The 13,310-nt window shown below is 73.6% G+C and carries 11 protein-coding genes; 4 read left to right on the forward strand and 7 right to left on the reverse strand.

Going from position 1 to position 13,310, the window contains the following annotated elements:
• Positions 1-57: 57 nt before the first annotated feature.
• The 3 genes from Z164_RS0100005 to cls all read right to left on the reverse strand — a co-directional run bounded on the left by Z164_RS0100005 (position 58) and on the right by cls (position 2,714).
• The gene (locus Z164_RS0100005; RefSeq protein ID WP_024888697.1) at positions 58-840 is read right to left on the reverse strand and encodes a pyridoxine 5'-phosphate synthase; all 783 of its coding nucleotides are present in this window, start codon (positions 838-840) and stop codon (positions 58-60) included.
• A gap of 22 nt (positions 841-862) precedes the next feature.
• The gene (locus Z164_RS0100010; protein WP_024888698.1) at positions 863-1,135 is read right to left on the reverse strand and encodes a hypothetical protein; all 273 of its coding nucleotides are present in this window, start codon (positions 1,133-1,135) and stop codon (positions 863-865) included.
• A 130-nt stretch (positions 1,136-1,265) separates the two neighbouring features.
• Entirely contained in the window at positions 1,266-2,714 is a 1,449-nt protein-coding gene (cls, locus tag Z164_RS0100015) for a cardiolipin synthase (protein WP_024888699.1), read from the reverse strand.
• A 116-nt stretch (positions 2,715-2,830) separates the two neighbouring features.
• On the opposite strand from cls, the gene Z164_RS0100020 reads away from it, so the two are divergent.
• The 3 genes from Z164_RS0100020 to Z164_RS19595 all read left to right on the forward strand — a co-directional run bounded on the left by Z164_RS0100020 (position 2,831) and on the right by Z164_RS19595 (position 7,222).
• Positions 2,831-3,946 carry a PA0069 family radical SAM protein gene (locus Z164_RS0100020; protein WP_233671470.1) on the forward strand — a complete coding sequence of 372 codons (1,116 nt, stop codon included), beginning with the start codon at positions 2,831-2,833 and terminating at the stop codon, positions 3,944-3,946.
• A 91-nt stretch (positions 3,947-4,037) separates the two neighbouring features.
• The gene (locus Z164_RS0100025) at positions 4,038-6,047 is read left to right on the forward strand and encodes a LysM peptidoglycan-binding domain-containing protein (RefSeq protein WP_152540813.1); all 2,010 of its coding nucleotides are present in this window, start codon (positions 4,038-4,040) and stop codon (positions 6,045-6,047) included.
• Between the two features lie 383 nt (positions 6,048-6,430).
• Entirely contained in the window at positions 6,431-7,222 is a 792-nt protein-coding gene (locus Z164_RS19595) for a sensor histidine kinase (RefSeq protein WP_024888702.1), read from the forward strand.
• A gap of 117 nt (positions 7,223-7,339) precedes the next feature.
• On the opposite strand, the gene Z164_RS0100035 is transcribed toward Z164_RS19595, so the two are convergent.
• The 4 genes from Z164_RS0100035 to adh all read right to left on the reverse strand — a co-directional run bounded on the left by Z164_RS0100035 (position 7,340) and on the right by adh (position 11,187).
• Positions 7,340-8,077 carry a 2OG-Fe(II) oxygenase gene (locus Z164_RS0100035; RefSeq protein ID WP_024888703.1) on the reverse strand — a complete coding sequence of 246 codons (738 nt, stop codon included), beginning with the start codon at positions 8,075-8,077 and terminating at the stop codon, positions 7,340-7,342.
• A gap of 54 nt (positions 8,078-8,131) precedes the next feature.
• On the reverse strand, positions 8,132-8,527 hold the full coding sequence (locus Z164_RS0100040; protein ID WP_024888704.1) for a DUF779 domain-containing protein: 396 nt from the start codon (positions 8,525-8,527) through the stop codon (positions 8,132-8,134).
• 16 nt (positions 8,528-8,543) lie between these two features.
• Complete coding sequence (gene adhP / locus Z164_RS0100045; RefSeq protein WP_024888705.1) at positions 8,544-9,572, reverse strand: alcohol dehydrogenase AdhP; 1,029 nt, start codon at positions 9,570-9,572, stop codon at positions 8,544-8,546.
• Positions 9,573-9,657: 85 nt separating this feature from the next.
• Entirely contained in the window at positions 9,658-11,187 is a 1,530-nt protein-coding gene (gene adh / locus Z164_RS0100050; RefSeq protein WP_024888706.1) for an aldehyde dehydrogenase, read from the reverse strand.
• Positions 11,188-11,413: 226 nt separating this feature from the next.
• Here adh and Z164_RS0100055 point away from each other — a divergent pair, with 226 nt between their 5' ends.
• Complete coding sequence (locus Z164_RS0100055) at positions 11,414-13,309, forward strand: sigma-54-dependent Fis family transcriptional regulator (protein WP_024888707.1); 1,896 nt, start codon at positions 11,414-11,416, stop codon at positions 13,307-13,309.
• Position 13,310 lies beyond the last annotated feature (1 nt).

A 13,310-nucleotide genomic window follows, 5' to 3' on the forward strand; every position in this document is an offset into this window, starting at 1 on the left:
AACCCGGCTCCCTACCCGATCAGAACGCCTCGGGGTGCGGCCCGCCGAGCGTCCCGGTCAGGCGGGCCGATTCGTCTCCGGCGCCTTTCCGGTGCTCGTGCCGACGATGCGCACGTAGCGCGCGACGGTGGCGGCGAGGCCGTCGTAGAGCGATTCGCCGATCAGCGCGTGGCCGATCGAGACCTCCAGCACGCCCGGCACCGCGGCCAGGAAGTCGGGCAGGTTGGCCTGGCTGAGGTCGTGACCGGCGTTGACGCCCAGGCCGGCCGCCTGCGCGCGCCGCGCGGTCTCGGCGAAGGGCGCGCACGCGGCCCCGCTGCGGCCCGCGGCCCAGCCCTCCGCATAGGGGCCGGTATAGAGCTCGATGCGTTCGGCGCCGATCTCGGCCGCACTCTCCACCGCGGCGCCGGCGTCGGCGAACAGGCTGACCCGGCAGCCCAGCGCGCGCAGCGCGGCGACCGGCTCGCGCAGCCGCGCGGCGTCGCGCGCGAAATCGAAGCCGTGGTCGGAGGTCAATTGGCCGTCGGCATCGGGCACCAGGGTCGCCTGGTGCGGGCGGGCCTGCGCGCACAGGGCCAGGAATCCGGGGTAGCCCGGTCGCGGCGCGGCGAAAGGATTGCCTTCGAGGTTGAACTCGACACCGCGCTGCCGGCACAGCGCGGCCAGCGCGAGCACGTCGTCGGTGCGCGCATGGCGGGCGTCCGGACGCGGGTGCACGGTGATGCCGTGCGCGCCGGCATCCAGGCATACGCCGGCGGCGTGCAGCACGTCGGGATCGCGGCCGCCGCGCGAATTGCGCAGCAGCGCGACCTTGTTGAGGTTGACGCTGAGCCGCGTCACGCGTTCGCGCGCCCGGCCGGGTTCATCGGACCGCACCGCCGGACCCGTCCTGGCCGTCGGCGGCCGCCGCGCGGCGCGCCTCGACCTCCTCGCGCAGGCGCCGCAGTTCCTGCGGGTCGATCATCATGGTGTCGTCGCGGGCCTGGTTGCCCACGCGCTGGGCCAGCAGCGACAGCACCCAGATCGCCAGGAACACCAGCGCCGCCGCCAGGCAGACCATCGCCAGCGCCACCGACTGGGTCGACATCGCGATCGCGAACGCGGCGATCGCCAGCAACAGGAACAGCCAGGGCATGGTCGCCTTCCCAGAGAGCCACGGACGCCAGCAGTCTACCCGCTCGCGGCCGTGGCGCAGGCCGCCGGCACCGCCGGCTGCGCCGCCGGTCGCCGCACGGGCTGGGCCGGCGAGCGCGGCGCGGGGGCGGCTACAGCAACGGCGACATCAGCCGCGCCAGTGCCTCCGGCAGGCGGTCGCGGAACAGCGGCCGCCGCGCCACTGGCCGCACCTGCGGCGCATGCGCGAACTCGCCTTGGATGTGGCGTTCCAGGCGCCGGGCGACGTCGCGATCGTCGAACATCACCGAGACCTCGAAGTTGAGCCGGAAGCTGCGATGGTCGAAGTTGGCGCTGCCCAGGATCACGATCGAATCGTCCACCAGCAGCGCCTTGGTGTGCAGCATGCGCGGGCCGTATTCGTGGATGCGCACGCCCGCGGCGAGCAGTTCGTCGAAGTAGGAGCGCGCGGCCAGCGTGACCAGCAGCGAATCGCTGCGCTTGGGCAGCAGCAGGCGCACGTCGAGCCCGGCCAGCGCCGCCGACGTCAGCGCCATGCGCGCGGCCTCGCCGGGCACGAAATAGGGTGTCACCAGCCAGACCCGGTCGCGCGCGGCATGGATCGCGCCCACGTGGATGCGATGGATCGCCTCCCAGTCGGAATCCGGCCCCGACGACACCACCTGCGCGGCGATGTCGCCCGGAGGCTCCGCGCTGGGGGTCTGCTGCGCGATCTCGTCGATGCAATCGGAGTCCCCGCTGGCGTAGACCCAGTCCTCGACGAAGATCCGCTGCAGCGGGCGCACCACGTCGCCTTCCAGGCGCACGTGCAGGTCGCGATAGGCGTCCTCGCGGTGGCGCTCGTCCTGGTCGTCGGTGATGTTGATGCCGCCGGTGTAGGCGACGCGGCCGTCCACGATCACGATCTTGCGGTGGGTGCGCAGGTTGATCCAGGGCCGCTGCCAGAAGCGACCGAAGCGGGTCGGGTGGAACCAGGCGATCTGTCCGCCCGCCTCGATCAGGGGCGCGAACATGCGCCGCGCCCGCGCGCTGCCGACCGCATCCACCAGCAGCCGCACCGTCACCCCGGCCCGCGCGCGTTCGACCAGCGCGTCGCGCAGCGTCTGGCCGATGCGGTCGCAGCCGTAGATGTAGTACTCCAGATGGATGTGACGCTCGGCGCTTCGGATGTCCTCCAGCAGCGCCTCGTATTTCTCGCCGCCGTCCACCAGCAGCCGCACCTCGCGCGCGGCCGAGGGCGCCAGGCCGCTCGCCGCCTGGCCCAGCCGGGCCAGTTCCCGCGCGTCGGCATGGCTGCCGAAGGCGTCGTGGCGGGCGTCCAGGTGGGTCCGGTTGTGCGCGCGGCGCAGCCGCTGGCGCTGGATCTTCTGCGGCCCGAACACGTGGTAGATCAGGAAGCCCACGTAGGGCAGCGCGGCCAGGCCGAGCAGCCAGCTCAGCGTGGCCACCGGCTCGCGCTTCTGCAGCACGATCCACCCGCCCAGCCAGACCATGTACACCACCCAGCCGGCGAACAGCAGCAACGGCAGGTGAGGCGTCTGCGCGATCGCGTCCCAGGCGCGGGCGATCAGGTCCAGCATCGGCGGGAGCTCCGGCGGCACGGTCGATGGGCGCACACGATAGCCGGTCCCGGCCCCGCGCGCCGGCCCTGGGGCCCGTCGCACGCGCTGAGACGGCGCCGGCGTAGCCTGTGCGGATGACCGCCACCGGACCCGCCGGCAAGCTGCGCATGCCGTCCGCGGCCCCGATCAAGGGCCGCGGCGCCGCGTCCTGGGTCGAGGGGCGCTTCGAGCGCCGCAGCGCGGTGGCCGAGGACGACGGCTGGGGCTGCCTGCAGGAGGACGACGAGGTCTTCCGCCCGCCGCCGCCGGCGACTCGGGTGACCGAGGAGACCGCGCGCCGGATCATCAGCCGCAACGCCTCGCCCGACGTCGGCTTCGACCAGTCGGTGAATCCCTACCGCGGCTGCGAGCACGGTTGCGTGTACTGCTTCGCCCGCCCCAGCCACGCCTACCTGGACCTGTCGCCCGGGCTCGACTTCGAGACCCGGCTGTTCGCCAAGACCAACGCCGCCGAGCGCCTGCGCGCGGAACTGGCCAGACCTTCGCACGTGTGCACCCCGATCGCGCTGGGCATCAATACCGATGGCTACCAGCCGATCGAGCGCGAGCGGCGCATCACCCGCGCCTGCCTGGAGGTCTGCGCCGAGGCCGGGCACCCGGTGAGCATCGTCACCAAGAGCGCGCTGGTGCAGCGCGACCTGGACCTGCTGGCACCGATGGCCGCGCGCGGGCTGGTCAACGTGCACCTGTCGGTGACCACGCTCGACAACCGCCTGTCCGCGAAGCTGGAACCGCGCGCCGCGGCGCCGCACGCGCGGCTGCGCACGCTGAAGGCGCTGGCGGAGGCGGGCGTGCCGGCCGGCGTGCTGGTCGCGCCGGTGATCCCGATGATCACCGACCGCGAACTGGAGGCGATCCTGGAGGCGGCGCGCGAGGCCGGGGCGGCCTCGGCGGGCTACGTGCTGCTGCGCCTGCCGCACGAGCTGAAGGAGATCTGGCGCGAATGGCTGGGGCTGCACTACCCGGAGCGCGCCGCGCACGTGATGAGCCTGATCCGGCAGATGCGCGGCGGCCGCGACTACCAGAGCGAATACGGCAGCCGCATGCGCGGCGAGGGGCCGTTCGCGCAGCTGGTGGCGGCGCGCTTCGCCCGCGCCCACCGCGCGCTGGGCTACGGCCGCCTGCCGGCGCTGCGTACCGATCTGTTCCGGCCGCCGCGGCCGTCCTCGCCGCAGGGCGAGCTGTTCTGACCCGGCCGGATCACGCGTTCGGGCCGCCGACGATGCCGAAGCGCGATCCCTGCATTTGAACCGGCGGGCGGTCCGCGCGATCCTGCCGCGCATGGAAACCCCCGCACACGCGCCGGAGCACCGGCCGCTGGACTACGCGATCCAGCCCCACGACACCCTCGCCGACATCGCCCGGCGCCACGGCGTGACCTTGCAAATGCTCGACCGGGCCAACCCGGAGCAGCAGCTCTCGGTGCGCCGCCTGGTCGCCGGCGATACGCTGTCGGTTCCGCCGCCGCCGATGAGCGCGACCCACCGGCTCACCGAAGGCGGCTTCGACCCCACCTTCGCCGGCGCGGATACGACCGTCGGTCTGTCGTCGAAGATCGGCGGCGCGAGCCGCAGCTGGGAGTGGAACCCGGCCACCGGCAGCGTCAAGGGCGCGGTCGAGGCCGGCGGCGCGCTGCCGCGCCTGCGCGACCCGCAGCTCGCGGTCGCGGCCGGCGCCAGCGCCGAGCAGGCGGTGACGCGCGACGAGGACGGACGCTACAGCGTGAAGCTGACCCGGCAGGTGGACGCCTCGGCGACGCTGGAACAGCGGACGTCGGCGGCCTCCGCCAGCGCCACCGCGCGCGAGGGCCACCGCGTGTCCTATGTCGTGGCGCTGCCGCAGGGCATCGCCGACGAACGGGCCGCGGTCGCCGCGGCGGCGCGGATCGATCCCCTGGATCCGTCCACCCTGCCGGTGGGGGCCACGGTCCGGTTGAACCGGCAGGCGTTCTCGGAAACCTCGATGGAGGCCTCGTTCCAGCGCGCCGCCGCGCGCTTCGGGCCCGCCACCCGCTCGTCGCTGCTCGAGGCCGAAGGGCTGGGCTACTCGATCACGCGGACCGGCGAGAACGCCGTGCAGGTGCTGATCGGTCCCAATCGCGCGCTGGAGGCCTACCACGCGGCCGGATTGCGCTCCGACGTGGCCACCGCGATGCTCGGGCGGCAGGACCGCCTGGGCGCCTCCGAGCTGCACGCCGCGCGCTTCGACCTGTCCTCGCCCGACGGGCAGGCCGCCTTCGCCCACCTGCTCGCCAACGGCGAGATCGCCCACCGCACCCCGGGCGTCTCGGACGTGGCCCGCATCGAGCGGCTGGATTACGGCTCCGCCGCGCGCATGGACCTGGGCCTGGGCCCCGAGCAGCTGCGGCTGCAGGCCCAGCTGTCCGGTCCGGAGAACACCGGCGCCCTGGTGCGCACCACCTTCCCCGACGGCTCGTACGGCCAGCTGACCGACCTGCGCTACGGGCAGGGCGTGCCGCTGCGCGTCGAGCAGCGCTTCGATGCCGAAGGCAACGAGCTGGACCACCTGCGCAGCTACCGGTTCACCGTCGATACCGACCGCCCCGGCTACGGCCTGTTCCAGCGCTTCCTGGGCCGCGACGAGGCGGCCGAGGAGCGCGACATGGCGTACTTCGTGAACTCGGCGGTGCGCGGCGAGTTCGATCCGGCCGACGCGCCGGTGACGCCCGGCGCCCGCGTCGAGCTGGTCTTCGACGAGCGGCAGATGACCGCGCTGATGGCGCAGATGCGCGCGGCCGACGCCGCCGTTCCGGTCGGGCCCCGCGACTGGGACTGGATCGCCGCCCGCGAGGCCGACGGCCGGCCGGTGGAGAGCGCCGAGTTCGCCGTCGCGCTCGCGCGGCGCCTGCAGAATGATCCCTACGCGTTCGCGCAGGCGCTGCACAGCGCCGCCCGCGGCGCCGATGGCGACCACGCCGACGACAGGATCGCGAGGATCGACGCCACCGTGCTCGATGCGCAGGGGCGCGTGCTGCACGGCCAGCTGCCGGTGGCGGCGCCGGCGCGCGAGCCCGCGGCGCCGGCCGATGCGGGCCCCGCCCGTGCCGGCGGCGGCGCGCACGAGGTCGTCGCCCGCCTGACCGAGGCCGCGCAGGACGGCCCGCAGGCCTTCCGCCAGGCGCTCGACGACATCCGCGACACCGCCTACGGCCGCGCCTTCGAGCAGCGGATGGCGCAGGCCCTGGAGGCGCAGACCCAGGAGCGCCAGGCGCAGCACCGCGAAGCGCCCGCCCGCAGCGGCCCCGACGCACCGGCGATGGGGGCGCCTTAGGTGGAATCGACATTCAGCGTGCGCAAGACGCCTTCCCCGCCAGCGTGGACACTTGGTCTTTTCCTTCCCCCGCAAGCGGGGGAAGGTGCCGAAGGCGGATGGGGGGCACGCCGCAGGCGTGCAAAATGACATGGGCCCGCTTGCGGGAGAAGGGACGACATGCGACCGCTTGCGGGAGAAGGGACAGCCCGGCGCTGCAGGCCGAATGTCGATACGCCCTAGCGGGCCGCGCGCTCGCGACGGGCACGCCGGCGCCGCGCCGCGGCGCGTACCCGGTTCGAGCGTGACGCGGACCCCGGGCCGGATTGGGATACCATCCCATTCCGCCTGCCGCTCCGCAGGCTGGCTACACTCCGCCCTCTGGAGTCCTCCCGAGTCCGCCGATGTCCGTCGCGTCCCGTCCCAGCGAAGCCGCGCCCGAAGCGCTCGCCGAACGGCTCGCGCGCGCCGAGGCCGAGATCGCCGGCCTGCGCCGCCGCGAGGAGCTGCTGGCGCACGGCCTGTCCCACGACCTGCGCGCGCCGCTGCGCGCCATCCACGGCTATGCGCAGGCGATCGGCAGCCAGCACGGCGCGGCCCTGGACGCGCAGGCGCGCGACTACCTGGGCCGCATCCGCGATGCCGCCGGCCGCATGGAAGGGCTGATCGAGAAGCTGCTGCAGCTTTCGCACGCCGCGCGCGCGCCGCTGCGCACGGACGTGGTCGATTTCAGCATGCTCGCCGACTGGACCCTCGCCGAGCTGCAGGACCTGGAACCGTCCGTCGCCGTCGACGTCGAGGTCCAGCCGGGCCTGCTGGTGCAGGGCGACGAGCGCCTGCTCAAGCAGTTGCTCGAGCGGCTGATCCACAACGCGTGGAAATTCTCGCGCCAGCGCGATCGCGTGCGCATCCGCGTGCAGGGCGAGCCGCGCGGCGACCGCCTGCTGGTCGACGTATCGGATGCCGGCTGCGGCTTCGATCCGCGCTACGCCCAGCGCCTGTTCGAGCCCTTCCAGCGCCTGCACGGCCCGGACCAGGGCGGCGGCGACGGCCTGGGCCTGGCGATCGCCGCGTTGATCGTGGAGCGCCACGGCGGCCGCCTGTGGGCGGAATCGGAGCCCGGCCGCGGCAGCGTCTTCCATCTCGAGCTGCCCGCCGCGCAGCTGGACACCCTGCCCGGCGCCGCGAACCACTGATCCCGGGCCGTCGGATCGCCGAGCGCGCGAACGGCCGAGCGTCGCGTCCGTCCGCAGCCGGCCGTCGCGCACCGTGTCCCCGCGCCGGCCGCGCAAGGACCCGGCATGCCGCGCCGCTCAGCCGCCGCCGTACAGCCGCTCCGCGCGCTGGAACAGGATCCAGCTGGTGGCGATGAACTTGTCCGCGCCCTGCGGGCGGTTGCCGCGGTGGGTGTGGGTGAACGCGGTCGGGGCGATCAGCAGGTCGCCCGTGCGCGGGACGATCTTGCGCCGCTGGAACAGGAACTCGGTCTCGCCGGCCCGGAAGCCGTCGTTGAGGTAGATCGTCCACAGCAGGTGGCGGTGCAGGGTCTCGCACTGGGCATCGCGCGGGTACAGCTCGCAATGCCAGTAGGGGTAGCCGCCCTCGCCGTCCCGGTACCACTGCAGGTTGGTCGCGCCCGGGCGCAGGCAGGTCCGCACCAGGTCGCCCAGCGCCGCGTCGTCCATCCGCGCGAGGTCCTCCGCGCCGAGGCGGCGCATCCCGCCCGCGCCGTCGGGCTGCTGCAGCATCAGCGGCGCGATCAGCGCCTGCGGGTAGCGGCGCAGGTAGGCCAGCAGGCCGCCGTACACGGCCACGTTGAGCGCCTGGTCCACGTCGGCCCACTCGGCGCGCCCGGACAGCGACAGGTCGCGGCTGCGCTTGAGTTCGGGGAACACGCCGCCGCCGATCCGGCCCGGCTGCAGCTGATCGCTGGCGCGCATGCGCTCGACGATCGCCGCGCACGCCGCCGCGTCCAGCGCGCCGGGCACCACCTCGATGAAGTCCTGGGCCTCGATGGAATCCCTGCCCGCGTTCTCGCCGTCCGTCGCCATGGCCGCACCGCCTCCGGGAACCGGGCTACATCCTCGCACGCCGCCGCGGCGCCGTCACAGCCGCCCGTGCGCGGCCAGCGCCGCCAGCTCGTCCTGCGAGAACAGCCGCGAGCGCAGCAGGAAACGCACGCCCTCGCCGTTCTCCAGCGAGAACATGCCGCCGCGGCCCTCGACCACGTCGACGATCAGCTGGGTGTGCTTCCAGTACTCGAACTGCGGCGCGCTGATGTAGAACGCCGCGCCGCCGATCTCGCCCAGCTTCACGTCGCGGTCGCCGAGCAGGAACTCGCCGACCGGGTAGCACATCGGCGAGGAACCGTCGCAGCAGCCGCCCGACTGGTGGAACAGCACCGGCCCGTGCCGCGCGCGCAGCCGCTCGACGAGCCGCAGCGCCGCGGGCGTCGCCAGCACCTGCAGGGGGAGGGCCTGGCCAGGCGCGGCGGCGGACACGGGCCGGTGCCGATCCCTAGGCCGCCAGGTCGAGGACGATGCGGCCCTCGATCTTGCCGGCGTGCATGCGCGAGAACACGTCGTTGACGTTCTCCAGCCGGTCGGTGGCGACCGTCGCGGCGACCTTGCCGGCCTCGGCGAACGCCAGCGACTCCTGCAGGTCCAGCCGGGTGCCCACGATCGAGCCGCGCACGGTGATGCCGTTGAGCACCATGCCGAAGATGTCCAGCGGGAACTCGCCCGGCGGCAGGCCGTTGAGCGAGACCGTGCCGCCGCGGCGGACCATGCCGATCGCCTGCTCGAAGGCCTTGGGCGAGACCGCGGTGACCAGCGCGCCGTGCGCGCCGCCGATCTCCTTCTTGAGGTAGGCGACCGGGTCGGTGGTCTTCGCGTTGACGGTCACCGCGGCGCCCAGGCGCTCGGCCAGGCGCAGCTTGGCGTCGTCCACGTCCACCGCGGCCACGTTCAGGCCCATCGCCCTGGCGTACTGCACCGCCATGTGGCCCAGGCCGCCGATGCCGGAGATCACCACCCAGTCGCCGGGCCGGGTGTCGGTCACCTTGAGCCCCTTGTAGACGGTCACGCCCGCGCACAGGATCGGCGCCACCTCGACGAAGCCGATGTTCTTCGGCAGGTGACCGACGTAGTCGGCGTTGGCGAGCGCGTACTCGGCGAAGCCGCCGTTGACCGAGTAGCCGGTGTTCTGCTGCGCCTCGCACAGGGTCTCCCAGCCGCCCAGGCAATGCGTGCAGTGGCCGCAGGCCGAGTACAGCCAGGGGATGCCGACGCGGTCGCCCTCCTTGACGTGGGACACGCCCTCGCCCACCGCGACCACGTGGCCCACGCCCTCGTGGCCGGGGATGAAGGGCGGGCTGGGCTTGACCGGCCAGTCGCCCTCGGCCGCGTGCAGGTCGGTATGGCAGACGCCGCAGGCCTCGATCTTCACCAGGATGTCGCCGGCCTTGGGCCGCGGCACCTCCACTTCCTCGATCGTCAGCGGCTTGCCGAACTCGCGCACCACCGCGGCTTTCATGGTCTTGTTCACACGCTGCGCTCCTGTTTCTTTCGTTGGGGTCGACACTACGCGCGGGCCGCGCCCGGCGCGTTGATCGCGATCAAGCGGCGCGGGGTCAGAAGAAGCCCAGCGCCTTGGGCGAGTAGCTGACCAGCAGGTTCTTGGTCTGCTGGTAGTGGTCGAGCATCATCTTGTGGTTCTCGCGGCCGATGCCCGACTGCTTGTAGCCGCCGAAGGCGGCGTGCGCGGGATAGGCGTGGTAGCAGTTGGTCCACACCCGGCCGGCCTGGATCGCGCGGCCCATGCGGTACAGGCGCGCGGCGTCGCGGCTCCACACGCCCGCGCCCAGGCCGTACAGGGTGTCGTTGGCGATCGCCAGCGCCTCCGCCTCGTCCTTGAACGTGGTCACCGACACCACCGGCCCGAAGATCTCCTCCTGGAAGATGCGCATCCGGTTGTGGCCCTTGAACACCGTCGGCTGCACGTAGTAGCCGCCGGCCAGTTCCCCGTCGAGCCGCGCGCGCTCGCCGCCGGCCAGCACCTCGGCACCTTCCTGCCGGCCGATGTCGATGTAGGACAGGATCTTCTCCAGCTGCTCGCCGGAAGCCTGCGCGCCGACCATCGTCGCCGGGTCCAGCGGATCGCCCTGCTTGATCGCCGCCACCCGCGCCAGCGCCTTCTCCATGAACTTCTCGTAGATCGACTCCTGGATCAGCGCGCGCGAGGGGCAGGTGCACACCTCGCCCTGGTTGAAGGCGAACAGCACGAAGCCCTCGATGGCCTTGTCGAGGAAGTCGTCGTCCTCGGCCATGACGTCGGCGAAGAAGATGTTGGGCGACTTGCCGCCCAGCTCCAGCGTCACCGGGATCAGGTTCTGGCTGGCGTACTGCATGATCAGCCGGCCGGTGGTGGTCTCGCCGGTGAAGGCGATCTTGGCGATGCGCGGGCTCGACGCCAGCGGCTTGCCCGCTTCCAGGCCGAAGCCGTTGACCACGTTGAGCACGCCCGGCGGCAGCAGGTCGCCGATGACCTCCATCAGCACCAGGATCGAGGCCGGGGTCTGCTCGGCCGGCTTGAGCACCACGCAGTTGCCCGCCGCCAGCGCCGGCGCCAGCTTCCAGCAGGCCATCAGCAGCGGGAAGTTCCACGGGATGATCTGCCCGACCACGCCCAGCGGCTCGTGGAAGTGGTAGGCGACGGTGTCGTGGTCGATCTCGGAGATGCCGCCCTCCTGCGCGCGGATCGCGCCGGCGAAGTAGCGGAAGTGGTCGGCGCACAGCGGCACGTCGGCGTTCGTGGTCTCGCGGATCGGCTTGCCGTTGTCCCAGGTCTCCGCGCGCGCGAGCAGTTCCAGGTGCTCCTCGATGCGGTCGGCGATCCTCAGCAGGAGGTTGGCGCGCTCGGTGGCCGAGGTCCGGCCCCAGGCGTCCTTGGCGGCGTGCGCGGCGTCCAGCGCGGCCTCCACGTCCTCGGCGTTGGAGCGCGCCACCGAGGTGATGACGCGGCCGTTGATCGGCGAGGTGTTCTCGAAGTACTGCCCGCTCCTGGGCGGCGTCCAGCGGCCGCCGATGAAGTTGTCGTAGCGCGGCTTGAACGGCGCCCCGGCGGCGGGCGCTGCGGGAGGGGACTGGACGGCTGCATTCATTGGCGGGCCTCTCGGAAGATGTCGGTCCACTCCCTTCCGCAAGCGCCGTGCCAACTTCGCGTGCTGCGTCGCGTCATCGCCGCCGCCGCATGGCGGCGCGGCGCCCTCGTGTCCCGTGCTGCGACGCAGCATGCGGCCGCGTTGCGCGGCGTCGCGATCTGTGTTGTGTATGCGGACAGCCCGCGCATCCACTGTCGCATCCTGCGACACCTCGCCGGAGGCCCGCATGGCCGCGACCCGCAATCCCGACATCGCCCGCGCGCGCCGCGCCTTCTTCGAATGGGGCGGTGTCCCGGCCGATGCCGTGCCGGTCACCATCCTGCGCTCCTGGCGGCGCTGCCGGCAGCTGGGCGTGGGCCGCGAGCGCGCCGACATCGCCCCGGTCGAGCAGGCGCGCCTGCGCGAGATGCGCGAGCGCCACGGCGACCTCGTGCGCCACGCCCGCGCCGAACTGGCGCCGCTGGCCGCCGACTGCGCCGCCGCCGGCGGCATCGTGGTGCTGACCGACGCCGAGGGCTGGATCCTCGACGCACAGGGCCACGCCGGCTTCCTCGACAAGGCCGGGCAGGTCGCGCTGCTGCCGGGCGCGTGCTGGAACGAGGCGCGCGTGGGCACGAACGCGATCGGCACCGCGATCCACGAGGCGCGCGCGGTGATCGTGCGCGGCGGCGAGCACTACATCGATCCGCACCGCATCCTGACCTGCTCGGCGGTGCCGGTGTTCGATCCCTACGGGCGCCTGGCCGGCGTGCTCGACATCACCGGCGACGCCAGCGTGCCGCAGGTGCATGCGCTGGCGCTGGCGCGCCGCGCGGTGGCCAGCATCGAGCACCGCTACTTCGACGACGGCATCCCCGACAGCGAGGTCCTGCACCTGCACCACGACCCGGCGCTGATCGGCACCGCGCACGAGGGCCTGCTGGCGTTCCGCAACGGGCGCCTGGTCGCCGCCAACGGCGCCGGGCTGGCGCTGTTCGGCCTGGAGCGCAGCGACCTGGAGCGGGCCGGCTGGGATGCGCTGTTCGAGGCGCCGCTGTCGCGCCTGCGCGACGACGGCCTGCTGCTCGACCGCGAGGGGCGCGCGCTGTATGGCCACGTGCGCGCGCCGTCGCCGGCCCCGCACGCGCCGTCGCCCGCGCGCCGCAGCCCGGCGCGCACCAGCGCCGGCGCGGGGCCCGCCGCGGACCCGGGCGGCCCGATCCTGGAACCGGCGGTGCGCGCCCTGCTCGACCAGGCCGGGCGCGTGCTCGACGCCGGCATCCCGGTGCTGGTGCAGGGCGAGACCGGCACCGGCAAGGAGGTCTTCGCGCGCGCGCTGCACCGCGCCGGCGCGCGCGCCGGGCGGCCGTTCGTGGCGGTCAACTGCGCCGCGCTGCCGGAGGGCCTGATCGAATCCGAGCTGTTCGGCTACGAGGAAGGCGCCTTCACCGGCGCGCGCCGGCGCGGCAGCCCCGGCCTGTTGCGCCAGGCCGAGGGCGGCGTGCTGTTCCTCGACGAGATCGGCGACATGCCGCTGGCCCTGCAGCCGCGCCTGCTGCGCGTGCTGCAGGACCGCGAACTGACCCCGCTGGGCGGCGGGCGGCCGGTGAAGCTGGATTTCGCCCTGGTCTGCGCCAGCCATCGCGATCTTGCCGCCGCGGTGGAAGCCGGCGACTTCCGCGCCGACCTCTACTACCGGCTCTCGCACCACGTCGTGCGCCTGCCGGCGCTGCGCGAGCACGCCGATCCGGCGTCGCTGGTGCGCGCGCTGTGGGCGCGCATGGCGCAGGGCCGCACGCTCGCCCCGGCCGCGCTCGCCGCGCTTGCCGCGCACCCCTGGCCCGGCAACCTGCGCCAGCTCGACGGCTGCCTGCGCACCCTGGTCGCGCTGACCGCGCCGGGGCAGGCGATCGGCCCGGAGCTGCTGCCCGCGCCGCTGCGCGACGGCGCCGCGCCCGCGCCCGTCCCTGCCATGCCGGCGGCCGCGATGGCCGCGCAGCCGCTGGACGCGCTGACCCTCGCCGCCATGCAGGCCGCCGTGGCCGCCTGCGACGGCAACATCGCCCGCGCCGCGCGCCGGCTCGGCATCAGCCGCAGCACCCTGTACCGGCGCCTGGGCAGCGACCCCCGCCGCGCGCACTGAG

The sequence above is a fragment of the Luteimonas huabeiensis HB2 genome, assembly GCF_000559025.1.
In the GTDB taxonomy this organism is placed as follows: domain Bacteria; phylum Pseudomonadota; class Gammaproteobacteria; order Xanthomonadales; family Xanthomonadaceae; genus Luteimonas; species Luteimonas huabeiensis.

Excerpts from the sequence above, each read along its gene's own strand:
- cls (WP_024888699.1), bottom strand. The coding sequence starts at position 2,714 with ATGCTGGACCTGATCGCCCGCGCCTGGGACGCGATCGCGCAGACGCCT.
- Z164_RS0100010 (WP_024888698.1), bottom strand. The coding sequence starts at position 1,135 with ATGCCCTGGCTGTTCCTGTTGCTGGCGATCGCCGCGTTCGCGATCGCG.
- Z164_RS0100025 (WP_152540813.1), top strand. The coding sequence starts at position 4,038 with ATGGAAACCCCCGCACACGCGCCGGAGCACCGGCCGCTGGACTACGCG.
- Z164_RS0100035 (WP_024888703.1), bottom strand. The coding sequence starts at position 8,077 with ATGGCGACGGACGGCGAGAACGCGGGCAGGGATTCCATCGAGGCCCAG.
- Z164_RS19595 (WP_024888702.1), top strand. The coding sequence starts at position 6,431 with ATGTCCGTCGCGTCCCGTCCCAGCGAAGCCGCGCCCGAAGCGCTCGCC.
- Z164_RS0100020 (WP_233671470.1), top strand. The coding sequence starts at position 2,831 with ATGACCGCCACCGGACCCGCCGGCAAGCTGCGCATGCCGTCCGCGGCC.
- adh (WP_024888706.1), bottom strand. The coding sequence starts at position 11,187 with ATGAATGCAGCCGTCCAGTCCCCTCCCGCAGCGCCCGCCGCCGGGGCG.
- Z164_RS0100055 (WP_024888707.1), top strand. The coding sequence starts at position 11,414 with ATGGCCGCGACCCGCAATCCCGACATCGCCCGCGCGCGCCGCGCCTTC.